At 63.9% G+C, this 24,786-nt stretch carries 26 protein-coding genes; 14 read left to right on the plus strand and 12 right to left on the minus strand.

Translation table 11 applies throughout. The annotated features are described in order from the left end of the window. From Q8O80_RS07890 to Q8O80_RS07915, 6 genes are all read left to right on the plus strand, one after another. On the plus strand, positions 1-843 hold an 843-nt coding region (locus Q8O80_RS07890), incomplete at its 5' end, for a substrate-binding domain-containing protein (protein WP_305578693.1). Positions 844-982: 139 nt separating this feature from the next. Continuing rightward, positions 983-2,284 (plus strand): sugar ABC transporter permease, encoded by a 1,302-nt coding sequence (locus Q8O80_RS07895; protein ID WP_305578737.1) that lies wholly within the window; start codon positions 983-985, stop codon positions 2,282-2,284. An 11-nt stretch (positions 2,285-2,295) separates the two neighbouring features. After that, positions 2,296-3,078 (plus strand): ATP-binding cassette domain-containing protein, encoded by a 783-nt coding sequence (locus tag Q8O80_RS07900; RefSeq protein ID WP_305578694.1) that lies wholly within the window; start codon positions 2,296-2,298, stop codon positions 3,076-3,078. Positions 3,079-3,213: 135 nt separating this feature from the next. Beyond that, positions 3,214-4,341 carry an S-(hydroxymethyl)glutathione dehydrogenase/class III alcohol dehydrogenase gene (locus Q8O80_RS07905; protein ID WP_305578696.1) on the plus strand — a complete coding sequence of 376 codons (1,128 nt, stop codon included), beginning with the start codon at positions 3,214-3,216 and terminating at the stop codon, positions 4,339-4,341. A gap of 117 nt (positions 4,342-4,458) precedes the next feature. Then, positions 4,459-4,923, plus strand: coding sequence for a YaiI/YqxD family protein (locus Q8O80_RS07910; RefSeq protein WP_305578698.1), 465 nt, complete (start codon positions 4,459-4,461; stop codon positions 4,921-4,923). Positions 4,924-5,170: 247 nt separating this feature from the next. Continuing rightward, the gene (locus Q8O80_RS07915; protein ID WP_305578700.1) at positions 5,171-5,890 is read left to right on the plus strand and encodes a polysaccharide deacetylase family protein; all 720 of its coding nucleotides are present in this window, start codon (positions 5,171-5,173) and stop codon (positions 5,888-5,890) included. Positions 5,891-5,908: 18 nt separating this feature from the next. Here the strand turns inward: Q8O80_RS07915 and Q8O80_RS07920 are convergent, their stop codons facing one another. The 6 genes from Q8O80_RS07920 to Q8O80_RS07945 all read right to left on the minus strand — a co-directional run bounded on the left by Q8O80_RS07920 (position 5,909) and on the right by Q8O80_RS07945 (position 12,633). Further along, a complete protein-coding gene (locus Q8O80_RS07920) occupies positions 5,909-6,607 on the minus strand; it encodes a FadR/GntR family transcriptional regulator (RefSeq protein ID WP_305578702.1) in 699 nt (232 codons plus the stop codon). A 1-nt stretch (position 6,608) separates the two neighbouring features. Next, positions 6,609-7,643 (minus strand): four-carbon acid sugar kinase family protein, encoded by a 1,035-nt coding sequence (locus Q8O80_RS07925; protein WP_305578704.1) that lies wholly within the window; start codon positions 7,641-7,643, stop codon positions 6,609-6,611. Beyond that, complete coding sequence (locus Q8O80_RS07930) at positions 7,640-9,253, minus strand: ABC transporter ATP-binding protein (RefSeq protein WP_305578706.1); 1,614 nt, start codon at positions 9,251-9,253, stop codon at positions 7,640-7,642. The genes Q8O80_RS07925 and Q8O80_RS07930 overlap by 4 nt, the downstream gene beginning before the upstream one ends. Next, a complete protein-coding gene (locus Q8O80_RS07935; RefSeq protein ID WP_305578709.1) occupies positions 9,246-10,172 on the minus strand; it encodes an ABC transporter permease in 927 nt (308 codons plus the stop codon). Before Q8O80_RS07935 ends, Q8O80_RS07930 begins: the two co-directional genes overlap by 8 nt. A gap of 12 nt (positions 10,173-10,184) precedes the next feature. After that, positions 10,185-11,099 carry an ABC transporter permease gene (locus tag Q8O80_RS07940; RefSeq protein WP_305578711.1) on the minus strand — a complete coding sequence of 305 codons (915 nt, stop codon included), beginning with the start codon at positions 11,097-11,099 and terminating at the stop codon, positions 10,185-10,187. Between the two features lie 76 nt (positions 11,100-11,175). Beyond that, positions 11,176-12,633, minus strand: a complete 1,458-nt coding sequence (locus tag Q8O80_RS07945) for an ABC transporter substrate-binding protein (RefSeq protein ID WP_305578739.1) — start codon at positions 12,631-12,633, stop codon at positions 11,176-11,178. A 355-nt stretch (positions 12,634-12,988) separates the two neighbouring features. On the opposite strand from Q8O80_RS07945, the gene Q8O80_RS07950 reads away from it, so the two are divergent. From Q8O80_RS07950 to Q8O80_RS07965, 4 genes are read left to right on the plus strand one after another with little or no spacing between them, the layout of a single operon-like run. Next, complete coding sequence (locus tag Q8O80_RS07950) at positions 12,989-14,161, plus strand: exo-alpha-sialidase (protein WP_305578713.1); 1,173 nt, start codon at positions 12,989-12,991, stop codon at positions 14,159-14,161. After that, the gene (gene pdxA, locus Q8O80_RS07955; protein WP_305578715.1) at positions 14,158-15,108 is read left to right on the plus strand and encodes a 4-hydroxythreonine-4-phosphate dehydrogenase PdxA; all 951 of its coding nucleotides are present in this window, start codon (positions 14,158-14,160) and stop codon (positions 15,106-15,108) included. Before Q8O80_RS07950 ends, pdxA begins: the two co-directional genes overlap by 4 nt. After that, positions 15,105-16,034, plus strand: a complete 930-nt coding sequence (locus tag Q8O80_RS07960; protein ID WP_305578717.1) for a dihydrodipicolinate synthase family protein — start codon at positions 15,105-15,107, stop codon at positions 16,032-16,034. The genes pdxA and Q8O80_RS07960 overlap by 4 nt, the downstream gene beginning before the upstream one ends. Continuing rightward, complete coding sequence (locus Q8O80_RS07965; protein WP_305578719.1) at positions 16,027-17,166, plus strand: iron-containing alcohol dehydrogenase; 1,140 nt, start codon at positions 16,027-16,029, stop codon at positions 17,164-17,166. The genes Q8O80_RS07960 and Q8O80_RS07965 overlap by 8 nt, the downstream gene beginning before the upstream one ends. Before the next feature lie 127 nt (positions 17,167-17,293). On the opposite strand, the gene Q8O80_RS07970 is transcribed toward Q8O80_RS07965, so the two are convergent. From Q8O80_RS07970 to Q8O80_RS07980, 3 genes are all read right to left on the minus strand, one after another. After that, entirely contained in the window at positions 17,294-17,992 is a 699-nt protein-coding gene (locus Q8O80_RS07970) for a CBS domain-containing protein (RefSeq protein ID WP_305578721.1), read from the minus strand. A gap of 146 nt (positions 17,993-18,138) precedes the next feature. Beyond that, complete coding sequence (locus Q8O80_RS07975) at positions 18,139-18,825, minus strand: TIGR02281 family clan AA aspartic protease (RefSeq protein ID WP_305578723.1); 687 nt, start codon at positions 18,823-18,825, stop codon at positions 18,139-18,141. Positions 18,826-18,903: 78 nt separating this feature from the next. Next, complete coding sequence (locus Q8O80_RS07980) at positions 18,904-19,746, minus strand: adenosylcobinamide-GDP ribazoletransferase (protein ID WP_305578725.1); 843 nt, start codon at positions 19,744-19,746, stop codon at positions 18,904-18,906. Positions 19,747-19,811: 65 nt separating this feature from the next. On the opposite strand from Q8O80_RS07980, the gene cobT reads away from it, so the two are divergent. Then, the gene (gene cobT / locus Q8O80_RS07985) at positions 19,812-20,834 is read left to right on the plus strand and encodes a nicotinate-nucleotide--dimethylbenzimidazole phosphoribosyltransferase (RefSeq protein ID WP_305578726.1); all 1,023 of its coding nucleotides are present in this window, start codon (positions 19,812-19,814) and stop codon (positions 20,832-20,834) included. Positions 20,835-20,970: 136 nt separating this feature from the next. Here cobT and Q8O80_RS07990 read toward each other — a convergent pair whose 3' ends face one another. Beyond that, positions 20,971-22,497 carry an MFS domain-containing histidine kinase gene (locus Q8O80_RS07990; protein WP_305578727.1) on the minus strand — a complete coding sequence of 509 codons (1,527 nt, stop codon included), beginning with the start codon at positions 22,495-22,497 and terminating at the stop codon, positions 20,971-20,973. Between the two features lie 149 nt (positions 22,498-22,646). Here Q8O80_RS07990 and Q8O80_RS07995 point away from each other — a divergent pair, with 149 nt between their 5' ends. The 3 genes from Q8O80_RS07995 to Q8O80_RS08005 all read left to right on the plus strand — a co-directional run bounded on the left by Q8O80_RS07995 (position 22,647) and on the right by Q8O80_RS08005 (position 24,171). Then, a complete protein-coding gene (locus Q8O80_RS07995) occupies positions 22,647-23,141 on the plus strand; it encodes a thermonuclease family protein (protein ID WP_305578729.1) in 495 nt (164 codons plus the stop codon). 143 nt (positions 23,142-23,284) lie between these two features. Next, on the plus strand, positions 23,285-23,764 hold the full coding sequence (locus tag Q8O80_RS08000) for an Lrp/AsnC family transcriptional regulator (protein WP_305578741.1): 480 nt from the start codon (positions 23,285-23,287) through the stop codon (positions 23,762-23,764). Beyond that, the gene (locus tag Q8O80_RS08005; protein ID WP_305578731.1) at positions 23,761-24,171 is read left to right on the plus strand and encodes a VOC family protein; all 411 of its coding nucleotides are present in this window, start codon (positions 23,761-23,763) and stop codon (positions 24,169-24,171) included. Before Q8O80_RS08000 ends, Q8O80_RS08005 begins: the two co-directional genes overlap by 4 nt. Here the strand turns inward: Q8O80_RS08005 and Q8O80_RS08010 are convergent. Together Q8O80_RS08010 and Q8O80_RS08015 are read right to left on the minus strand one after the other, a co-directional pair. Beyond that, positions 24,168-24,599 (minus strand): hypothetical protein, encoded by a 432-nt coding sequence (locus Q8O80_RS08010; RefSeq protein WP_305578733.1) that lies wholly within the window; start codon positions 24,597-24,599, stop codon positions 24,168-24,170. The two genes, Q8O80_RS08005 and Q8O80_RS08010, sit on opposite strands and share 4 nt — an antisense overlap. Then, a partial coding sequence (locus tag Q8O80_RS08015; protein WP_305578735.1) for a dienelactone hydrolase family protein occupies positions 24,592-24,786 on the minus strand: 195 nt, incomplete at its 5' end. The genes Q8O80_RS08015 and Q8O80_RS08010, both read right to left, overlap by 8 nt.

Below are 24,786 nucleotides of genomic sequence, written 5' to 3' on the forward strand. Positions count from 1 at the left end.
GCGTCCAAGCAGCTGACCGACATTGAAAGCCTGATTTCTCAGGGTGCCGATGCCATCATCGTGCTGGCCCAGGACAGCGAAGCTGTTGGACCCGCCGTAGCTGCCGCTGTCGCCGAAGGCATTCCGGTGGTCGGCTATGACCGCCTGATCGAAAACCCCGACGCCTTCTATCTGACCTTTGACAATAAGGAAGTCGGTCGCCTGCAGGCTGCTGGCGTCGCTGCCGTGCAGCCCGAAGGCAATTACGTCTTCATCAAGGGCAACAGTGCCGATCCCAATGCGGACTTCCTGTTCGCGGGCCAGATGGAAGTGCTGCAGGCCGGTATCGACTCCGGCGCCATCGTCAATGTCGGCGAAGCCTATACCGATAACTGGAACCCCGAAGTTGCCCAGGCGAACATGGAGCAGTTCCTGACCGCCAATGACAACAAGGTCGACGCCGTCGTGGCGTCCAATGACGGCACCGCCGGTGGCGCTATTGCAGCGCTGGCAGCGCAGGGTCTGGCCGGTTCGGTTCCCGTATCGGGTCAGGATGGCGATCACGCCGCGCTGAACCGCATTGCGCTGGGCACGCAGACCGTTTCGGTCTGGAAAGATGCCCGTGAGCTGGGCAAGAAGGCCGCTGAAGTGGCCCTCGAGCTGGCTGGCGGTACCGCACTGGATGCGGTGACCGGCGTGGTGCCGTTCGCTGGCGGCCCCAAGGGCGTGGAGATGAATGCGTTCTTCATCGCCCCCGTCGCCATCACCCAGGACAACCTCGACGTCGTCATTGACGCCGGCTGGGTGGGCAAGGATGTGGTGTGCCAGGGTGTTGCTGCCGGGTCGGTTGCGGCCTGCGACTAGCATCTGATCCACAGCATTTTGATAAAAGATGGTGCCGCGGCGTTCGCGCTGCGGCACTGTCGCCTAGGTCGGCGCTGCTTTGCCCAGGGTCGGGGCGCTTGGCCTTTCGGGGAGAATAAACTTGGCTGATCAACATGCCATTCAAAACACCGTTCATCCGAGTTCGTATGCGCGCAATCCGCTGCAGCGGTTTCTGATTGCGACCGAACTGGATACCCGCCTGCTGGGCATGGTCGGGGCGCTGGCCATTATCTGGATTGGCTTTCATATCCTTTCGGGCGGCCTGTTTCTGACACCACGCAATCTGTGGAACCTGTCGGTGCAGACGGCATCGGTGGCGGTGATGGTCACCGGCATGGTGCTGGTTATCGTCACCCGCAATATTGACCTGTCAGTTGGCTCCATTCTGGGCGTCGTGGCCATGGTCATGGGTGTGATGCAGACCGATATCCTGCCCAACCAGCTTGGGCTGGGGCTGGGACACCCGATGATCTGGGTGCTGTCGCTGGCGGCGGGCCTGCTGACCGGCGTGGCCATTGGCGCCCTGCAGGGCAGCATCATCGCCTATCTGCGGGTGCCGGCCTTTATCGTGACGCTGGGCGGCTATCTGGTGTGGCGTGGCGCTGCCTGGTGGGTGACCATGGGCCGCACCGTGGCGCCGATGGACCCGACCTTCCAGTTGATGGGCGGTGGTCCAACCGGTTCGGTCGGCGAGTTCTGGAGCTGGGTGGTGGGCGTCATCGCCTGTGCCGCCATTGTGGTGATGCTGTATTTCGGACGGCGGCAGCGCCTGCGGTTCAAATTCCCACTGCGGCCGGTCTGGGCGGAGGCGTCGCTGGCCATTATTGGCTGCAGCCTGGCCATCGCTGCGGTCTGGGTTGCCAATTCCTACCCCTGGCCGATCCGCATTGCGGAAAACTATGCGGCAGCCAACGGCATTGCCGTGCCCGAGGGCGGGCTGTTCGTCTCCCATGGCATCGCCATTCCCGTGCTGATTGCGCTGGCGGTTGGTGTGGTGATGACCTTCATTTCCACCCGGACGCGCTTTGGTCGCTATGTGTTTGCCATGGGCGGCAATCCCGAAGCGGCCGAACTGGCCGGCATCAATACGCGCTGGGTTACCGTCAAGATCTTCATGCTGATGGGCGCGCTCTGCGCCATTGCAGCAGCAATCTCGTCGGCGCGCCTCAATGCCGCGACCAATGCCATGGGCACGCTGGACGAACTCTACGTCATCGCTGCGGCGGTGATCGGAGGCACCTCGCTGGCGGGCGGTGTGGGCACCATTGCCGGGGCACTGCTCGGTGCGCTGGTGATGCAGTCCCTGCAGTCCGGCATGGTGCTGATGGGGCTCGATAGCCCGTTGCAGTCGATCGTGGTCGGCGTCGTTCTTGTCCTGGCGGTGTGGCTCGACACGCTCTACCGCAATAACAAACACTAGGAGTCCCGGCGATGCTGGACACCCGAACGCCCCTGGTGGAAATGCAAGACATTTCCATCTCTTTTGGCGGCATCCGCGCCGTGGACCATGCGTCCATTGACCTGTTTCCAGGTGAAGTAGTGGGCTTGCTGGGCCATAATGGTGCCGGCAAGTCGACGCTGATCAAGATCCTGTCGGGTGCCTACAGGCGCGATGCCGGTGCGATCCGGATCAATGGCGAGGATGCCACGATCAACAATCCGCGCGACGCCAAGGCCTATGGCATCGAGACGATCTATCAGCAGCTGGCCGTCGCCGATAATGTCGATGCCGCCGCCAATCTGTTCCTGGGGCGCGAGATCACCACGGCCATCGGCACGCTCGATGATGCGGCCATGGAATCCAAGGCGCGCGAAGTGATGGGCCGGCTCAATCCCAATTTCAAACGCTTCAAGGAGCCGGTAAAGGCCCTGTCAGGCGGTCAGCGCCAATCGGTGGCCATTGCACGGGCCATCCTGTTCAACGCCCGCATCCTGATCATGGATGAGCCCACAGCTGCACTCGGTCCGCAGGAAACCACCCAGGTTGGCGATCTGATCAAGCAGCTCAAGGCCGACGGGATCGGTATTTTCCTGATCAGCCACGACATTCATGACGTGTTCGATCTGGCCGACCGCGTGGTGGTGATGAAAAATGGCCAGGTCGTGGGCACGGCAAGAACCAGTGACGTCACCAAGGATGAAGTGCTCGGCATGATCATTCTGGGCAAGGTGCCTGCGGGCGCAACGCCGGGGCCGGGGGCGCTGCAAGGCTAGGGGCTGACGGCGCCGCTGTCGGCGGGCCGGCTTTCCCCCGGGCGGCGACAGCGGCAAAGTGACCGCTGGGGCGGTTGCCGTGGGCACCGCCAGCGTGTCAAACCTTGGTGCAAGAGTGCCAAGGAGAATCTCAGCATGAAAACCCGCGCCGCAGTGGCTTTTGAATCCGGCAAGCCGCTCGAAATCGTCGAGCTCGATCTCGAGGGCCCCAAGGCTGGCGAAGTGCTGATCGAGATCAAGGCGACCGGCATCTGCCATACCGATGATTTCACGCTGTCCGGGGCCGATCCCGAGGGGATTTTTCCCGCCGTGCTGGGTCACGAGGGTGCTGGCGTGGTGGTTGAGGTCGGCCCCGGCGTCACCAGCCTGAAAGTGGGCGACCATGTGATCCCGCTCTACACCCCGGAATGCCGCGAGTGCTTTTCGTGCCGCTCGGGCAAGACCAATCTGTGTACCGCCATTCGCAGCACCCAGGGGCAGGGGCTGATGCCGGACGGCACCTCGCGCTTTTCGCTCAAGGGCAAGCCGATCTTTCACTATATGGGCTGCTCAACCTTCTCGAATTTCACCGTGCTGCCCGAGATTGCGGTGGCCAGGATCGATGCGGCAGCCGCCTTTGACAAGGTTTGCTACGTCGGCTGCGGCGTGACCACCGGCGTTGGCGCGGTGATCAACACCGCCAAGGTCGAGATCGGCGCGACCGCCGTGGTGTTTGGCCTGGGTGGCATTGGCCTCAATGTGATCCAGGGCCTGCGCCTGGCGGGCGCCGACATGATCATCGGTGTCGATCTGAACAATGACAAGAAGGCCTGGGGCGAGCGCTTCGGCATGACCCATTTCGTCAATCCCAAGGAAATCGAGGGCGATATCGTGCCCCATCTGGTCAACCTGACCAAAAGGCGCGGCGACCTGATCGGCGGCGCCGATTACACTTTCGACTGCACCGGTAACACCACGGTTATGCGTCAGGCGCTCGAAGCCAGCCATCGCGGCTGGGGCAAGTCGGTGGTGATCGGCGTGGCCGGCGCGGGGCAGGAGATTTCCACCCGTCCGTTCCAGCTGGTCACCGGCCGCACCTGGATGGGCACGGCCTTTGGCGGCGCCAAGGGACGCACCGATGTGCCCAAGATCGTCGACTGGTATCTCAGCGGCAAGATCGAGATCGATCCGATGATCACCCATACGCTGCGGCTCGAAGACATCAACAAGGGCTTTGAGATGATGCGGGCTGGCGAGAGCATTCGCTCGGTGGTGGTTTACTGAGCCAGGTGCCACCCTCCTGGTTCGACACACGCACCATGCGGACTACTGTGAACCCCCATACGACCTCATCCTGAGCCTGTCCAAGGATGAGGTCGCGTTGCCGTATTGAGAACGCCCATGCCTGATCCCACCATTTTCGTCGATGCCGATGCCTGTCCGGTCAAGGCCGAAGCCCTGAAGGTGGCCGAGCGGCTGGGCCTGGTCATCACCCTGGTCAGCAATGGCGGGATACGGCCGTCGCGCGACCCGATGGTCAAGATTGTCGTGGTGTCCGCTGGCGCCGATGCGGCTGATGACTGGATCGTCGAGCAGGCTGCGGCCAATGACATCGTGCTGACCGCCGATATCCCGCTGGCCAGCCGCGCCATCGACAAGGGCTGCCACGTATTGGGATTTACCGGCAAACCCTTCACGCCCGACTCCATCGGCATGGCGCTGGCGATGCGCGAACTCAACCAGCATTTGCGCGAAACCGGGGAGAGCAAAGGCTATAATGCGGGCTTCACGCCGGCCGACAGGTCCGCGTTTCTGAGCGCACTGGATACGCTGGGGCGGAAGGCCAAATCCCAGGCGGGTAAGTAGTTCTTAAGTTTTCGCGAGGGGAATGTTAACCATAATCGGGAAGAACTGGGTGCAGTATCAATTGTGCTGAGTTCTGGTTGTGTCCCTCCCGCGTGTTGCCGTGTCGTTTCTGTTGTTGTGCGCGGTTCTGGCGGGATGTGCCAAGCCGCCCCGCGAGCACAGCCTGCTTTCTTACACTGACCGCCCTGTTTCAGCTGAAATCACCGGGTCGGTCGCCCACGGTGCGCCACCGCTCACCGATCAGCACATGCCCGAGCCGATTGTGACGCCGGGATATCTGACTGGGCGCACGCTTTCGGTCGGTTCGACCGGCGATATCGTGCTGCGGCCCGGTGAAGTGGTACTGACCTTTGATGACGGTCCGCGCACCGGCAAGACCAGTGAAATTCTGGCCACGCTGGACAGCTTTGGCGTCAAGGCCACCTTCCTGATGCTCGGCGCGGCTGCCCAGGCCCATCCCGAACTGGCCCAGCAGGTCGCACTGCGGGGGCACACTGTGGGGAGCCACACCTTCAACCATGTCGATCTGAGTGGTCTGGACCGTCAGGCGGCGCTCGACGAGATTGCCAGGGGCGAACGGGCGGTGTCACAGGCGCTGGCCGGTGCCGGACAAAAGCTCTCGCCCTTCTTCCGCTTTCCCTATCTGTCGCAGACCGGTTTCCTGCGCACCAACCTGCTGCAGGGCAGTACCATCGTGCTTGATGTCGATATCGACAGCAAAGACTACTACAAGGACAGCGCCGCCGTGGTGGCCGAGCGCACGCTGGCCAGGCTCGATCAGCTCGGCAGTGGTATCGTGCTGTTCCACGATATTCACCAGCGCACCGTGGCCATGCTGCCGACCTTCCTGAGCGCGCTTGAACAGCGCGGCTATTCGGTGGTGCGGCTGGTACCCAGGGATAGTGGCGTATTCGGACGCGACGTGATCATCGCGGAGGCGTCCGAACTGCGTAGCTGTTGCGACTGAATCGAATCCGTCAAACGCTCAGGCGCGCGGGACGAAAAGACGGTCGCGTGATCCCACCAGGTGCTCGCGCATCAGCGCGCGCGCGGCCACAGGATCCTGTGAGCTGATCGCTTCCAGTATCGCGCTGTGTTCCACGAAAACGTGCTGCAGGCCATCGCTGGTGCTGCGCAGTGACAGGCCGTGAAAGCGCATGCCCACGGCGATATGATCCTCCAGCGCTTCCATCGCCGTGGCGAAATAGGGATTGGCCGAGGCCTGGGCTATGGCCAGGTGAAACATGAAATCGGCATCCGCACGGTGCGCCTGCCGGTTGGTGGCATCGCGCAGCAGGCCCAGCGCAGTCTTGATCTTCTGCAGAGCCTCGGGCGTACGACGCGTTGCGGCCATAGCGGCGGCCTCGGGCTCGATGGTGAGGCGGAAGTCGTAGCAGTGCTGGAGGTCGGACAGGTTCTCCATCTGCCCGAAGCCCAGCGGCTCGCGCACGCCCTGCTCACGCACGAAGCTGCCGGCGCCGCGGCGAGAGTAGATCAGGCCCTGGTCGCGCAGGCGTTGCAATGCATCGCGCACGACCGGGCGTGACACCTGGAATTCGGCAGCCATGGCATGTTCAGTGGGTAGTCGCTCATCCACGCCATAGGCGCCGGACTTGATAGCCCGCTGGATGCGGTCGAACACCGCGTCAGAAAGGCTGCGTCGTACATTGAGTAATTCCGACATGCTATCCGCAACTCTCCCGATCCGAATGGCCGAGCTGGCCGAGCAACTGCAGCAAGGTGTCAGGGTAACCGAACCCCCCCGACTTGGTGATTATCGTGAAGCCGCCCGCTTGGGCAATAGGCAGGCCGGGCAGGGCTTCACCCAGAAGGTCCAGAACCGCGATGCCCAGCGTGCGCAGCACGACCTGCGCCGTGGCGCCACCCGAAACCACGAGCACCGCGCCCGAGGGCGGCTTCAGCCGAACCAGCGCCTCGCCCAGGCGCTGCGCGACCGTCGCGGGATCGGCGCCTTCGCCGCGTGTTGCCTGTAGCACCGTGACGCTGGCCGTGTTGGGAACCGCCGCCATCCTGCCATCGGGTGCCGCGATATAGGCAAGATCGGGCGCGGCGGCGCGCAGGTGCTGGATTTGTACCTGGGTAATCGGGTCGGTCGAGCCGATGATGCAGTAAGCCGGGAAGGCGAGTGGATAGGCACGCTGCGCTGGCGCATCGGGCGCCATGCGCTGTGCCATCGCTTCCGCCAGTCCGCGGGCGCCAACCAGCAGATCATAGGCGCCGCCGGACAAGGCGCGATCGATATCGGTCTGGGTGTCGGCGTCGGGAATGGTTGCCGCACCGGCATGCCGCCCGAGTTTGTCGGCGACCGCGATCGGCTCGGCCACACCGAAGCCGCCCACCTTGCCCCCGTGCACCCAGCGCCCGAATGCGGGAATGGCCGGCATCACCAGGGCGCTGCGAAAGGCAATGGCGTCCAGTTCTGCGGCGATATGGCCCTTGAGCCGGGAATCCACCTTCTTCAGCACCGGCACGCCGGGGGGCAGGCGGGCCATACAGGCCGCCACCGCGTCCCGCGCGGCATCGGGCGCGATCTCGCGGCTGTCGGTGGACACGCCGACGACATCGGCCCCGCTGGCCAAGGCGGCGCCGATCCCATCAAGCCCCAGCGCCACCACTGTCGTGATGCCCCGCGCCGCGAAAGGGGCACTGGCGTCGAGCGCGCCGGTCAGGTCATCGGCGACCACGACGAGGCGTGTCATGGATGCGCGCCCGCCAGTCGGCGCTGCGCCTGGATATCGGGATCGGGATCGAGATTGGCGGCCAGCAGGCGCCGCGTATAGTCGTGCTGCGGCGCCTCGAAAATCTGTCTGGTCGCCCCGCGTTCGACGATCTCGCCGGCCTTCATCACGATGACCGTATCGGCGAAATCGCGCACCACGCCCAGATCGTGGGCGATGAACAGGAAGGAGATGCCCAGGCGCGCGCGCACCTCCTCGAGCAGGGCAATCACCTGCGCCTGGATCGACACGTCGAGCGCCGAGACCGCTTCATCACAGATGATCAGCTCGGGCTCCAGCGCCAGGGCGCGGGCAATGGCGATGCGTTGCCGCTGACCGCCGGAAAACTGGTGCGGATAGCGTTGTGCGTGATCGGGCTCAAGCCCCACCTGGAGCAGCAGTTCGGCGACCCGTTCGCGGCGCTGGGCGTGGTCAGGCATGATCGGATGGATATCCCAGCCCTCCGAGATCAGCTGATAGACCGACATGCGGGGGTTGAGCGATTGCGTCGGGTCCTGGAACACCATCTGGATCTGCCGCCGCACGCCGAGCAGCTCGCGTGCATTCATGCCGATCAGGTCCTGGCCCTTCCACAGTGCCTCGCCGCTGTCGGGGTTTTCGAGCCGCAGGATGGCGCGCGCCAGCGTCGATTTTCCCGAGCCACTTTCGCCGACGACCGCCAGGGTCTGGCCACGATGCAGCACCAGCGACACATCCTTGAGCGCGGTAAACTCGCCGTAGGTCTTGCAGAGTTTTTTGGTCTCCAGCAGCACCGGGGCGGCCGCTTCGAGCAGCTTGATCTCGCCCTTGCCGGGCGCCGCGCCGATCAGCTGGCGGGTATAGGGGTGCTGGGCATTGTGATAGACCTCGCGCGGTGTCCCCTGTTCGACGATTTCGCCCTTGCTCATCACCACAACGCGGTCGGCAATCTCGGCTACCACGCCCAGGTCATGGGTGATCAGCACCATGGCCATGCCGGTTTCGAGCTGCAACTCCTTGAGCAGAGCCAGCACTTCGGCCTGGATGGTGACGTCCAGTGCCGTGGTCGGCTCGTCCGCGATCAAAATGTCGGGCTTGAGCATCAGCGCCATGGCGATCATCAGGCGCTGGCGCTGGCCCCCGGAAAACTGGTGCGGATATTTGTGCAGCGCCTGCTCGGGATCGGCAATGCCGACGCGTCCGATCAGTTCGAGCGCCCGCTGCCGCGCCTTGTCGGCCGGGCGGCCGTGCGCGGTCATCATCTCCACGATCTGCCAGCCCACGGTATAGACCGGATTGAGGTGGCTGAGCGGATCCTGGAAGATCATGGCGATCTTCTTGCCGTTGAGGGCCCGGTGGGTCTCATAGCTGATCTTGAGCAGGTCCTGGCCGTCGAACAGGATTTCCCCACCCACGATCTGCGCCGGGGGCATGTCGAGAATGTTCATCACGGCCGAGGCCGACACTGACTTGCCCGAGCCGCTTTCGCCCAGGATTGCCAGTGTTTCGCCGCGATTGACGCTCCAGGACACGTTCTTGACGGCGTGGACGGTGCCGCGCGCGGTATGAAAATCCACCGACAGGTTGCGCACGTCGAGCAGGGCTTCAGACATCGGTCGTGCTCCGGGCTTCCAGCCGCCAGCGCTGGGCGGGGTCGAGGGCAATGCGCATCCAGTTGGACAGCAGGTTGAGCGCCAGCGTGGTGATGACGATGCAGACGCCGGGCCAGAGCGCGAGCCACCAGGCCGTGGTCAGATAGGGACGGCCCTGGCTGACCATCAGCCCCCAGGTGATGTCTGGCGGCTGGATACCGATGCCGAGGAAGGACAATGAGGATTCGGCCAGCATGACGAAGGCGAAATCGAGCGTGGCAATGGTGACCAGCGTTGGCGCCACCACTGGCAGCACATGCCGCACGATGATGCGCCCATGCGAGGCCCCCATGACCACGGCGGCCTGCACGAACATGCGCTCGCGTACTTCGAGCACCTCGGCCCGGGTGGTGCGCAGATAGATCGGGATGCGGGTGATGGCCAGCACCAGGATCATGTTGGGGATTGAGGGACCCAGCACATAGAGCACCACCACAGCGAGCAGCAGCGAGGGAAACGACATGATCACGTCGGCCAGGCGCATGATGGCCTGCGAGATGTTCTTGCCCATATAGCCGGCCACCAGGCCAAGCGTTGCGCCCACGATCAGGGCCGTGGCCACGGCGCCGGCGGCCACCATCATGGTGCTGCGGGCCGCCACGATCAGCCGGGCCAGCATCGGCCGTCCCAGTGAATCGCCGCCCAGGAAGAAGGCCCAGCCGCGCGTCATGTCGAAGGGCGGGCTGTTGCGGCCACGCAGGTTCTGGTTGGTTGCCAGATCGCCTAGCAAGGCAGGACCGACCAGCGCGCACAGCACGACCAGCACCAGCACCAGGGCAGAGATGAAGGCCAGCTTGTCCCGCCACAGCATGGCCAGGAAGATGGTGAAACCGCGCTGTGTCGCGGGGTTGTTTGGTTTGGTGAGCGACAAGTCCGACATGCGCAGCGCTCCCTAGTGGCGGATCCGCGGATCGAGCAGGCCATAGGCGATGTCGATCAGCATATTCATGATGAAGATGGCCACGGCAGTGACCATGATGGCGGCCAGCACGACGTTGAAGTCGCGCTGCAGGATGGAGTCGATCATCAGCTTGCCGATGCCGGGGAAACCGAAAATGGTTTCGACGATGACCGCCCCGTTCAGCATGGCGGCTGCCTGATCGCCGATCACGGTGATGACCGGCAGCATGGCATTGCGCAAGGTATGGACGAAGATGATCGGCAGGTTCTTGACGCCCTTGGCGCGGGCCGTCTTCACATAGGCCGCCGATAGCGCCGACAGCATGGACCCCCGCACCACCTGGACGATGAGGCCGAAGGGCCGGATGAACAGCACGGCGATCGGCAGCACCCAGTGCAGCGGCGTGCCGACGCCGGAGGTTGGCAGCCAACCCAGATTGATCGAGAACACCACGATCGCCACAATGGCGACCCAGAAATCGGGCGCGGAGGCGCCAATCAGCGAGATGATAGACACCATTCGGTCGAAGAACCCGCCGATCTTGAACGCTGCAAGCGAGCCCAGCACAATGGCGGCGACCACGACCAGGCTCAGCGTGATCAGGGCCAGCGGCAGGGTCCAGGCATAGGCTTCCATGACCACGTCGATGGCCGGCCGGGCCTTGCGCAGCGATTGCCCGAAGTCGAACTGCAGCAGATCCCAGACATAGCGGCCAAACTGCTCGAACAGCGGCGCGTCCAGGCCGTGCAGGGCACGGAAATTGGCCTTCATTGCCTCGGTGGCATCAATGGGGAGAAACAGTACTGCCGGATCGCCGGTCAGGCGCGACAGAAAAAACACCAGGACCATCAGGCCCAATAGCGAGAGCAGACTTGCGATGGCCCGCTGTCCGATCAGTTTGATCATTGCTCTTCACCCGGTTGGTAAGAAACTGGTGCCGGGGAAACGCCCCGGCACCGTCGATTGTGGATTGTGGCGGCGACTATTTGAAATTGATTTCAGACAGTTGCAGCTGCTGATTGGTCGCAATGGTTGGCGTGAAGTCAAGGCGGGCGCCAACCCGGCTATGGCCAACCATGTGGAACAGCAGGGCATCGGCTACGATGTCGTTCTGCACATAGGCAAACAGCTCGGACCAGAGCGCAGCGCGCTCGTCACCCGTGGTGGCAGTTGCCTGTTCGATCAGCGTGTCGACCTTTGGATCGTTGACGCCCGACTGGGTGCCATTGCTGTGGTACTTGAAGTAGGCCGAGAACACCGGGTCGCCACGCGAATTGTCATGCTGGGCAACCACGACCTGGGCCGGACGACCGTCCGGGTAGGGCTTGGAGTAATACTGCTCGTGCTCGGCCACTTCGACCATGCGCAGGCTGGCATTGAAGCCGACTTCGTTGAGCATCTGCACCAGAGCTTCGCCCACTTCGGTCACGTGCGGGAAATTCTCGGTGCGGGCGATCACTTCAACCGGCGCCTTGATGTTGACGCCATCAGCCTCGGCGGCGGCGAGCAGTTCACGGGCGTGGTCCGGGTCGTAGGCTGGCGGCACCAGATCAGCATTCCAGCCCAGCGTGGTGGGCGGAACAATGGCGGTGGCAAGCTCGGTGCCGTCGGCGAGCACGGTGCCGATGAAGGCTTCGCGTTCGATGGCAGCGTTCAGGGCCTGACGGACACGCAGGTCACCCATTGGCTCGACCGTCTGGTCGATGCGTATGTAGACGGTTTCCGAGTTCGGGTAGCTGAAGTCGGTGTCCCGGTTGTCGGCGACATCTTCGGTGATCTGCGGCGCAATATCGGCTTCCCCAGCGGCCACCATGCCGGCCCGGACGGCGGGCTCGGAACGGAAGAGATAGGTTGCCTTGGCGACGGCAGGCTGGTCACCCCAATAGTCGTCGCGACGCTCCAGCACGATCTGCTGACCGGCCGTCCATTCGGACATGACATAGGGACCGGTGCCGATGGGGTCGCGCACGAATTCCATTGGTGTTTCGGATGGCACGATGGTGACCAGGCTCATCAGCAGCGGCAGGATCGGCTGCGCCGGCTCGGCCTTGACGTCGATGGTGGTGTCGTCGACCACGGTGAAGGTCAACTCGGTATCGGCGAAATAGCGCGCGCTTTCGCAGGTCAGCTGGTCGCTGAAGACACGGTCGAACGAGTGCTTGACGTCATTGGCATCCAGGGCAGAGCCGTCCGAGAAGGTTACGCCCGGATGCAGCTTGAACTGCCAGGTGCCGTCGCCCTTGTCTTCCCAGCTGTCAGCCAGGCGGGGCATCAGACCCTTGTTGCCGCGCACGTCGAGCTCGGTCAGCGTTTCGCTGATGTTCTGCATGATGACGCGCCCGATATTGGAGCGGGTCGCCATGCAGGGCTCGACCAGGTCGAGCTCTTCGCTCAGCACGACGGTGATATCGGTGTTGTCCTGGGCCAGGGCAGGCCCCATGGATGTCGACGCCAGGAGTGCGCCGATCAGAATGTGTTTGATGGTCAAGTTCTTCCTCCCTTTGCAGCGCTTTCGGTTGGCGTGAACGACGCTGCAGGGGCGTCCACACAGGCTCTGTCAGGCGGGCCCTTCAATAGGCCCTGCCTTGCTCTGCACTATCATGTTACAACCCCAAGTTGTCAAACATAAATCATAAACTTCTGTGTTTCTGCAAAGAGACGCAAGCTAGAACGTTGATATTAATCGATATTCTATAGAACTGCCGGGACGAACTGACCGGTATCTGAAAATAATAACTTGACAACATAGGTGCCTCTGTAAAGTTTGAGGCAAGCAATAAGCAAGAGGAAGAGCCATGTCCCCGCAAGAGATTGAGGCGCGCATGACCGGGCAGGTGACTGGCACAGGCGCGGGGCGTTTCGAGGCCTATCTCCCGTCGCCCATGGTGCAGAATCACGCCGCCTTCATCGAATTGCTGGATGACGGCACGCTGGCCTGTCTGTGGTTTGGCGGTACGCTCGAGGGCAAGTCAGACATTTCCATCTATGCCTCAACGCTGGCGCCCGGTGCCGCGTGCTGGAGCCCTTCGGTACAGCTCAGCAACGACCCTGATCGCTCCGAGCAAAATCCGGTGCTGACGCGCAACCAGCAGGGCCAATGGCTGCTGTTCCATACCGCCCAGCCGGCGGGCAATCAGGACGAATGCCTGTTGCGTGCGCGCGAAATCAGCATGGCGGGCGGCACGCTGACCGGCGCGGCGCCCTGCATCATCGACCTGCCGCTCGGCACCTTCGTGCGCGGGCGGTTCGTGCGCCGCACCGATGGCGCCTGGATGATGCCGGTCTTCCGCTGCATTCCCCGCCCCGGTCAGCGCTGGAACGGCAGCCATGATACGGCTGGCGTCGCCGTCAGTCACGACGATGGCGCGAGCTGGACGATGACCGAGGTTCCGGGCTCCACCGGCTCGGTGCATATGACCATCGTGCCGCTCGATAGCGAGCATATGGTGGCCTTCTATCGTCGTCGGCAGTCCGATTTCGTGCATCGCTCGGAAAGCCATGATGGCGGGCTCACCTGGTCGGCAACCGAACCGACCGACGTGCCCAACAACAATTCCTCGATCAATGTCATTCGCCTCGCCGATGGCCGGCTGGCCATGGTGTGCAATCCGTCCTCGGCCGCAACCTCCGATGACCGGCGCGTCTCGCTCTATGACGAGATTGAGGCGGGGGACGATCGCCCTGACGCCAGTGGTGGCTGTGCCCCCATCTGGGGCGTGCCCCGGGCGCCGCTTTCGCTGTGCATTTCCACCGATGGTGGTCGCACCTTCCCGCTGCGCCGTGTCATCGACGACAGTTCCGGCAAGTGCCTGTCGAACAATTCCGTTGATGGGCGCAACAAGGAACTGTCCTATCCCTACCTGCTGGAAGGTCCAGACGGCGCGCTGCATGTGGCCTACACCTATTTCCGGCGGGCCATCAAATATGTCCGTCTCCCCCACGGATGGATCGACGGAGAACCAAGTTGAGCGACACTATTGGCATCACCATGGGCGACCCCGCTGGCGTCGGCCCCGAGATTGCGGTCCGCGCCCTGGCGGAAATGAGCCCGGCCGATCAGGCCCGCACGCGCATTTACGGCAACCGGGCCACGCTGGATCGCGCGATCACCGCCACGGGCGCCATCATTGAACTTGACGGATTGGTTGAGGACCTGCCCATCGAGGGCGGCCCGCTGCCCTGGGGCAAGCTCGATCCCCGCGCCGGCGACGCGGCGTTCCGCTTCATCGAGAAGGCGGTGCGCGACGCCGAGGCCGGCAGGATTGGCTGCATCGTCACGGCGCCGATCAACAAGGAAGCGCTCAATCTGGCCGGGCACCACTATGATGGTCATACCGGCATGCTGACGGCGCTGACCGGCCAGAAGTCGGCCTTCATGCTGCTGGCCTCCGAGCGCCTCAAGGTCATTCACGTCTCGACCCATGTCTCGCTCAAGACCGCTATTGACCGGGCCACGCCCGAGCGGATCCTGGCGACCATTCGCGCGGGCAACGAGCACCTCAAGCGTATTGGCTACGCCAGGCCGCGCATTGCCGTTGCCGGCATCAATCCCCATTGCGGGGAAAATGGCCTGTTCGGCACCGAGGACGATGTGCAAGTGGTGCCGGCCGTGGCCATGGCCCAGGCCGAGGGCATCGACGTGCAGGGACCGATCTCGGCCGACACGCTCTACTACCGCGCCTATAATGGCGCCTTTGATCTGGTCATCGCCCAGTATCACGATCAGGGCCATATCCCGATCAAGCTCGTCGCCTTCGACACCGCCGTCAACGTGTCGCTGGGCCTGCCCATTGATCGCACCTCGGTCGATCATGGCACCGCCTTCGACATTGCCGGCACCGGCAAGGCCAACCACACCAACATGAACGAAGCCATCGCCTATGCCCGGCGTCTGGTTGCAGGAAAGAAGCCATGAACCCCGCCACCAGTCTGCCTATTCACGGCGTCTTCTGCGCCAGCGCCACGCCGGTCCTCGAAGACGGCACGCCCGACCACGCCGCCTTCGCCACCCATTGCCAGGCGCTGCTCGATGAAGGGTGCGACGGCATTGCCCTGCTGGGCACGACGGGGGAAGCCAATTCCTTCAGCATCGCCCAGCGCCAGGCGCTGCTCGACAAGGTGATCGCCGCCGGCATCTCCGCGCAGCGGCTGCTTCCCGGCACGTCGCAAACCAATGTCGCCGATACGGTGACCCTGATGCGCCACGCGGTCGAAGCGGGCGTCAAGGCAACGGTGGTGTTGCCGCCCTTCTACTACAAGGGCGTCAGCGACGAGGGGCTGTTCCGCTTCTATGCCGAGGCGATCGAAGGTGTCGGCCGCGACGATCTGCGTGTCGTTCTCTACCACATTCCCCCCATTGCCCAGGTCGGCCTCTCGGTCGAACTGGTCGGCCGCTTGCTCGAAGCCTTCCCCGGCGTTGTCGTCGGCATCAAGGACAGCTCGGGCAAGCTGGAAAGCATGCAGCAATTCGCCAGCACGTTCGGAGATTTCTCGGTGCTTGCGGGCGCTGATCCGTTCATGCTGCCCCTGCTGCGCTCGGGCGGGGCAGGGTGCATCACCTCCAGCTCGAACCTCATCGCCAACCATTTGCGCGTGGTCTTTGATGGCTGGTTCGAGCCCGAGCAGCACGAAAAAGTCGAGGCGGCACAGGCCCGTATCAATGCCTGGCGCGACCTTTCCAATGCCTATGTGCAACTGCCCACCATCAAGGCCATGCTGGCCAAACGCCGCAATCATCCGGGCTGGACCCGCCTGCGCCCGCCCCTGGTGGAGCTCACGCCAGCCGAACTGGACATCGTCTGGGCCAAAATGAGCGTGCTTGAGGGTCAGGAACATGTCTGAGGCGATCCTCTCCATGGCTCGCCCGATCACGCTGCTGCAGCCCGCGCGGCTGGAGATCGGGGCGGGTGCGGTCTCGCGACTGGCTGAATGGGCCGCGCCCTACCAGCGCATCTTCGTCGTTGCCATGGCGCCGACCGAGGGTTTTGTGCCACGCATCGGGCTGACCGGCGTGGTCGAGACCTTCATCGACATTCCGCCCGAGCCGGATCTGCCAGCGGTGGAAGCGGTGCTGGCAGCGGCCCGCGCCTTCCGGCCTGATCTGGTGATCGGGCTGGGCGGTGGTTCGGTCATGGACGTGGCCAAGCTTGTCGCGGTCCTGTGGGACAGCACCCAGTCGGTGCCCGAGGTGGTCGGAGCCGGCAAGATCGCCGGTCGGCGCACCGCGCTCGCACAGGTGCCCACCACATCGGGCACCGGGTCGGAAGCGGGCATTCGCGCGCTGGTCACCGATCCGGAAACCCTGGCCAAGATGGCGGTCGAAAGCCCGTTCATGCTGGCCGACATTGCCGTGCTCGATCCAGAGCTGACCTATTCGGTCCCGCCTGCCGTCACCGCCGCGACGGGCGTCGATGCGCTGGCCCACTGCGTGGAAGCCTTCACCAATATCAAGGCGCATCCGCTGATCGATGGCTATGCCAGCCTCGGCATCGCGCTGGTCGGGCGATACCTGGCGCGGGCGGTAGCCGAGGCGCAGGATACCGAGGCGCGCGCCGGGATGATGCTGGCCTCCTACTATGGTGGCGTCTGTCTGGGCCCGGTCAATACCGCCGGCGGCCACGCCCTGGCCTATCCGCTGGGCACCCGGCTCAAGCTGCCGCATGGGCTCGCAAACGCCATCATCTTTCCCCACATGCTGGCGTTCAATGCGCCAGCGGCCCGGGAAAAGACGGCACAAATCTGCGATCTCCTGCAGTTTTCCGCCCGCGACCAAGCCGGCGACATCCTCGTCGAGAGCCTTGCCTTCTGCCAGAAGCTGGGCATCGAGACACGGCTATCCGCCCATGGCGCGGCCAGCGCTGACCTGCCGGACTGGGCAACGGAAGCGCACGCCATCCGCAGGCTGATGGACAACAATCCCAGGCCGATACTGGTCGAAGACGCCTTGAGCATCTATCAGGCCGCCATGGCCTGAGGGTTTTCGCTGTACGGCGCGCGCACGGCACTCCGGTCCACCCGGATCGTCGTGGCGCCGCCGTGGGAAGCGATTCTGACCCCCAGACGCTTCCCTCCTCTTGGCTGATTGCCCCTATCGCAGGCCCTCACATGCCATAGCTGGCCCAGGCTGGCAGGCGTCCCATCTGCATGTCGACCTTGTGCACGCCAGGCACATTCTCGATGGCGACGCGGATCGCATTGGCTTCCATGTCGCTTTCGACTAGGCCGTGCACGACGACATTCCCCGATTCAACCTCGAAGTTGACCAGGTTGGACGCGCCCATGGGCACTTCCTTGAGCGCTGTGTCGATCCTGACGCGCAGGGCGCGGTCATCTGCGGAGGATACGGGCAGCCCGCTATGGTCGGCCCTGGACAGGGCGTGCAGCAGGTTCGACCGGCTGACAATGCCGACCACCTGACTACCCCGCAGCACGGGCACGCGCTTGATCCGGTGCTTCTCCAGCAGTTTGGCAATCTGGCCCACCGGCGCATCTTCCTGCACCGAGATAACCTTCCTGGTCATCACGTCGGCAACCCGCTGACTGCGCAGCTTGACGAAATCCTGGGCGTTCTCGTCCACGCCAGCGAAAATCTCGAGCCACCATGACCGGCGCGTGTCGTCAGGTTCGCGGACGCGCCGCATCAAATCGCCCTCGCTGATCAGACCCGCCAATTCCCCCTTGGCGTCGATCACGGGCAGGGCGCTGACGTGATGGTCGAGCATCAGCTGTACGGCTTGCTCAACAGTGCCGTCGTTCGGGATCGAGATCACCGTTGCCGTCATGATGTCCTTGGCTAGCATTGTACTCTCCTCTGGTTGACTGGATCGGACCTTAGCACGCCAATCTGGCGTGGTTATCGGCGATTATTGCCGCCGCAATTGGGTCTGCCTGACCTGTCCCAACCACGCCGATGACCCGGCCCCAGGCACCAGGGGCAGGCTACGGCCTAGTCTTCGAGCTCCAGCGAATTCTGCGTCACGCTGTAGCGGCTGAGGGTCTCCAGGAAGGTCATGCCGAGCAGGCTGGTTTCGAGGGCCTCGGCCTCGGTGACGAAGGCCACAATGCCCTGCCGGGTAATGCCGCCCACCTCCAGCCGGTCGAGCCGCACCCGCGCGGCGCGCCCGGTGCCATTGGCGGTGGCGACGGCGGTGCTGAAGCGCAGCGCGCGCGTGTCGATGCCGGCCGCTTCGGCGTCGGCCAGGGTCAGCACCACCGCGCTGGCGCCGGTATCAAAGATCATTGGCGTGGTGTGGCCATTGACGGTGGCTTCGATCTCGAAGTGCCCGCCAATGCCGCGCCGGAATGTCGCCGTGCCCTGTTCGGCATCGACCATCGCCACCCCGGGCCGCAATTCACCCGCCAGCCTTCCGGCCAGCCCGATCATCTCGTCGCGATAGGCGTAGCTCAGCGCCGCCACGGCAAAAATGCCGACCCACAATACCACGCTGGTCAGCATCTCCCTGGCCGGCCGTCGCCGTGTGAACAGGCCACCGGCAAACACGATCAGCAGCACAAGCAGGGGGATCAGCTGGGCCGTCTGCATCTGGCTCAATCCCGCCAGATCGCCGGCATCGGCGCTGATCAACAGCGCCAGCCCGATCGAGATCAGCAGCGCAATTCCGATGAAAATCATGCTGGCGCACTTTCGCGTTCGAGCAGGGTCATCCTCTTGATAAAGGCAATTGGCACGGCGTTTTCAAGGCCCAGCGGCTCAGGCGAAGGGGAGCAGGGCGGCCAGCACGGCAATCTCGACCAACGCCCCCAGCGCCCCGATCAGGTCGCCGGTCTGTCCACCCACCAGCCGTCGGCAAAGGGCACTCCAGCCGGCCATCACCGCCAGTGCCGCCGCGATGGCCAGGCCCAGTGCCAGCAGATTGGTCGCCGGCCCCCCCAGCACAAACAGCAGCAGCACGGCAAACACGGCCCCCACGGCAAAGCTGCGGCCGCTGACGGCCCCGGCCGTTGCGGCAAGGCCGTCCGGCCGCGCGGCTGGCAGCGCCACCACCAGCCAGAGTGCGCCCGAGCGCCCGGCAATGCTGGCGGCCAGCCAGATGGCGGCAGCGGCCAGCGGACTGCTGGCGGCCACCGCCCCCAGGCCGGTGACCCGCAGCATGATGAACAGGCACAAGGCTGCCACCCCATAGGTGCCGTGCCGGCTATCTTTCATGATTTCCAGCCGCCGTGCCGGGCTCTGTCCACCGAACAGCCCGTCGGCGGCGTCAGCCAGTGCGTCCTCGGCCATTGCCCCGCTGACCAGCACCATCGCCCCCACCGCCAGTGCTGCGGCAAAATAGCCCGGCAGCCCGACCAGCCCGCCGCCGAGCAGCAACAGGGCCGGCCCGACGCCAATCGCCAGACTGGCCAGGGGCAGGGCCATGGCAATGCGGTTCAGTTCCGGCTTCTGGTGAGGGATGCTGCCGGTCGGCAGCCGCGAAAAGAACCGCACCGCCATGATGAAATCGTCGGTCAGCCCGATCCCGCCGGGCCTGATACCGGGGCGGCTGGGGTCGATCGCTTCAGGGGCAATGGCGTCATTGGGCTGCTCGTCGGTCAATTGCTTTTGGCCCCGTTATCGGCAACAAGATGGTCTCCTTCCTATCATAGCAATTCGGACTCGCCATGCCCCCGCTGAATCCTGCCTTCGCCGACGTTCTGGAGCTTTTGACCATTGTTCCTGATGGTGATGAGGCCGCGGTGGCCGCGGTCCGTGCGCATGATTCGCAACTGACCAAGCCGGCTGGCTCGCTCGGTGCGCTTGAGGATCTGGTGGCGTTTCTGGCGCGCTGGCAGGGGCGCGCCGAGCCGCGTCTCGACAATCCCATGGTCACGATCTTTGCTGCCAATCACGGCGTTACCGATCAGGGCGTTTCGACATTTCCACGCGAAGTCACCGCCCAGATGGTGGCCAATTTCACCAATGGCGGCGCTGCCATTTCACAGATCTGCGCGCTGCATGAAATCAATTTGCGCGTGTTCGAACTGGCGCTCGAACTGCCCACCGGGGATATCACCCTTGAGGCGGCACTCGACGACAAGGGCTGCGCCGCCGTAATCGCCTATGGCATGGAAGCCGTTGCCGGCAAGCCTGACCTGATCTGCATCGGGGAAATGGGCATCGGCAATACCACTGTCGCCGCCGCCATCTATGCCGCCCTCTATGGTGGCACCGGGGCCGACTGGGTCGGTCGCGGCACCGGGGTCGATGATGCCGGCCTCAAGCGCAAGGCCGACGCGGTTGATCGTGCGCTCGCCCGCCATGCCGGCGAACTCGATCATCCACTGGCTATCCTGGCCCGCGTCGGCGGCCGCGAAATTGCCGCCATGCTGGGGGCGCTGCTGGCGGCGCGCCACCAGAAGGTGCCGGTCATTATCGATGGTTTCGTGGCGAGCTCGGCTGCGGCCATCGCCCATGCGGTCAATCCGGCGGCAATCGATCACTGCATCTTTGCCCACGTCTCAGCCGAATCCGGCCATGCCCGCGCCCTCGAGGCGATGGGCCAGAAGGGTCTGCTCGATCTGGGCATGCGTCTGGGTGAGGGCAGTGGCGCCGCCCTGGCAGCCGTGCTCGCCAAGACAGCGCTGCACCTGCACAACAATATGGCGACCTTTGAAAGCGCTGCGGTCAGCGGCAAGTCCGACTGACTTGAGGCCGACGGGGGCTGGGCACCACCCCCGATACCGGGCTGAACATGCAGTGCCGCAATGATCTGGGGCAGGCCATCAATGACCCGCAGGCGCGCCAATGGATCGGGCGCGTCCGGCCCCTCAATACTGCCGCCTAGCTGGCTGCCGAGTAGATTTCCAGGCGGTTGCGCTTCTCCACCACCGGGGCCAGGGCGTCCATCACCCGGGCCCGGGGGAAGGTGGCGATCACTTCGGTGCCAAAGCGCAGTTTGCTGAACAGGTCAAACCGGCCCTGATGCAGTTCCATGATCTTCTGCACGATGGGCAGGCCCAGGCCGGCGCCTTGCTCGGCCGTCTTCTGGGCCAGCGAGCCCTGGCCGAACGATGAGAGGACGGTTTCGATCTCATCGGGGGGAATGCCGGGGCCGTTATCCTTGATCGAGACCAACTGACCGCCATCGGCACTGCGGGCCACGGTCAGCGTGACCTTGCCCTGCTGCGGCGTGAACTTGATGGCATTGCTCATCAGGTTGAGGATCACCTGGCGAATGGCGCGTTCGTCGCCCCACAGGCGAGGCAGATCGGTGCCGAAGTTGAACGCCAGTTCGACGCCCTTGGCCTTGGCGCGCAGTTCCATCATGCGGCAGCAATCGGCGGCGATATCGACCAGCGACACCACTTCCTCGTTCAGCTCATACTTGCCCGCCTCGATACGGCTGAGGTCCAGCAATTCGTTGATCAGGTTGAGCAGATGCTGACCGCTGCCGTGAATGTCGCCGGCATATTCCTTGTACTGGGGCACGTGATGGGGCCCCAGCAGTTCCGAATGCAGCACCTCGGAAAAACCGATAATGGCGTTCAGGGGCGTGCGCAGTTCGTGGCTCATCGTGGCCAGGAATTGCGACTTGGCGATATTGGCCTGCTCGGCATGGCGGCGCGCTTCATCCGACATCTGCCGGGCTTCTTCCAACTCGCTGATCAGCGTGTCTTTTTCGGCCTGATGGGTGATGGTGTGCAGTTCCGAGGCGTGCAATTGGCGCGCCAGATACACAAAGAACACCTCACCACACAGCGCCACAGCGGCCAGCGTATAATTCAGCGTCCCACCCAGCATCAACAGATTGGCCGATACCGTGACAGTGACGGGCAGGGTGCTGACCAGTGTGGCGGGGGGCAGGGTGCGGGTGGCGATGGCGTTGGCGGCAATGGCCACCAGGACCATGGCGAACATCACCGGCGCCAGTGTGCTGGCACTGGCCACCAGGGTAAACAGCGCCAGCATCGACCAGGCAAGCCCCAGCAGGGTCTCTCCGGCGACAAAGGTGGCGGTCCATTCGGCGGCGTTGAACCTGGCGGGAGGGGTGCGCTTGAACCGTTGGGCCATCAGCACCACGATCAGCATGCTGAACAGCACCACGCCGGCCCATAGCGCGGTAAACAGCATCGGCACCCAGAAGCTGGCCACAAAAGCCAGTATGCCCACCAATGCCGCCATGGGCAGCGCCGCACCCAGCCGGGAATCGGCATAGTCATGCATGAGTTCGAAATCGAAGGATGCGCGCGTACCGGTGCTTGAGGTCAGGCGCTGACGGGCGTCAAGGACAGTCCGCTGTGCCGCACGTTTGCCATCACGACCCATCTGCGAACGGACATCATCGGTGACAGCCGGATAGGACGTCATGACACTCGGTACTCGTTACTAACCCGGAAAACCGGTACGCATTCACTACTCTTGGCTGGACTCTAGTCAGCGCGTAGTTAACGTCTGGTGAAATCCGGCGGCGACATATGTATCGAACCTTTCACTTTTCAGGGCGCCGGGGCGCGGTCTTGGCGATCCTCATTCTGGCCGGAGTCGCCTTGCTGGCTGATTGGCTCGATGCACCCCTGCCAGCCGTGGCTGGCGCCGGCCGCGTCAGCGATGGGGACAGCTTTCGCCTGGGCGACGAGCGGGTGCGCCTGCTGGGCCTCGACGCCCCCGAACTGAACCAGCATTGTGCCACGGTCGACGACCCCCGCTGGCCCTGTGGCCGGGTGGCGCGTGATCGCCTCGCCAGCCTGTTGGCCGGCGGCCCGGTGGATTGCCAGCCCGACGGGCATGACCGCTACCAGCGCCTGCTGGCGCGCTGTCAGGTCAATGGCCTCGACCTTGGCGCCACGCTGGTGGGCGAAGGATGGGCGATTGCCGCGGGGGACTATGGCACCGAGCAAGCCGCGGCCCGGGTCGCGCGTCGGGGAATCTGGGCCGGTGGCTTCGACAAACCCGCCGATTGGCGCGATGATCACCCGCGTCCGAGCCCGTTTTTGAGTTGGTTTGGGCTTTAGGCTAACAAGACCTTGAAGCGGGCAATAAACTTGCGCCGCGCAAGATTATTGCCATGCTCGGGTGAACGTGGCAGGTATTCGGCGATTTTTTTGAGTGGAATAGGCCATTCTTGGAAATCTGATTTCGCGGGGGTGACATGGCTTTGGACAAGATTGACAGGAAAATCCTTACTCTCTTGCAAAAGGACGCGACCATGCCCGTGGCCGAGATTGGTCGCAAAGTCGGCCTGTCCACCACGCCGTGCTGGCGCCGGATCCAGAAAATGGAAGAAGATGGCGTGATCCAGCGCCGCGTCGCCATCCTCGATCCGGTCAAGGTCAATGTCGGCGTCACCGTTTTTGTCTCGGTCAAGACCAATGAGCACAACGATATCTGGATGCGCAAATTCGCCGGGGTCATCGACGAGTTTCCCGAGGTTGTCGAATTCTACCGCATGAGCGGCGATGTCGATTATCTGATGCGCGTGGTGGTGCCCAGCATCGGCGCCTATGACGCCTTCTACAAACGGCTGATCGGCAAGATCAACCTGACCGATGTCAGCTCCGCCTTTGCCATGGGGCAGATCAAATACACCACGGCGCTGCCGCTCGATTTCGCGCTGGTTATTGACGACGACAAATGAGCACGCTGCTCGGCTTTGAGCATGTCGGCATGACCGCGCGTGACGCCGAGCGCACCATTGCCTTCTATTGCGATCTGCTCGGCCTGCGCCTTGCCCTGCGCAAGACCCAGCCCGGGGGCGAACTGCTGTTTCTCGACGCCGGTGGCGGCATGCTCGAGATCATGGTCCCCGCCACGCCCGGTCTCAACCCCGCGCGCGACGTGCTGCCCGGGGACGCGGGCATGCGCCACCTCACCTTCGCCTTTTCCGATGTCGACGCCATGCTGGCCCAGCTGGAGGCCGCCGGGGTGGCGGTGGTGGAGCGGCCACGCGACGCCCATAACCGGGAAATGATCAAGCGCGTCGCCTTCGTGCGCGATCCCGATGGCATCATCGTTGAACTGATCGAGCGCGCCGCAGACCGCTAGATGTCGTCGTCCAGCGCCGCGATGGCGCCCGTCAGACTGTCCAGCATGTCATGGCGCTCGCCGTCGGCCGTCACCAGGCGCAGGCGCTGCACGCTGTGGTCATTGTAGAGGCTCACCATGAAGTCCTCGACCGCCAGCCTGCCATAGTCGGCGAGGGGCACCGCGACGGTGTCGAAGACCAGCGCGGTGTCCCCGCTCTGGCCGCAGAGCGCCAGTATACGCCCCAGGGCTGGCGAGCGCGCCGCCATCGCGGCACGGTAGGCCAGAATGTCGTCGCCCCTGCCGCCGGAGGCAAACAGGCGATCGATATGGCCGTCGATCAGCATCGCGGCCAGCAGCGCCTTGCGCCGGGCCAGCGGCGCGGCGCGCACCGCCTGCATCGCGGCCTCCAGATAGGCCCGGTGGGCGGCAAGATCGAGGTCAGCCAAGGTGCTTGCGGAAGAAGTCCAGCGTCCGGGCCGAGGCCTTGGTGCAGGCTTCGTGATCAAAATTGCCAGGTCGGTCACTGTTGCAGAACCCGTGCCCGGCTGCATAAAGGTGGATCGGCACGTCCGGATAGCGCGCCTTGAGGGCCTCGATCTGGTCGAGCGGAATGCCGGTGTCGCGATCGCCGAA

Source organism: Devosia sp., assembly GCF_030689745.1.
In the GTDB taxonomy this organism is placed as follows: Bacteria; Pseudomonadota; Alphaproteobacteria; order Rhizobiales; family Devosiaceae; genus Devosia; species Devosia alba.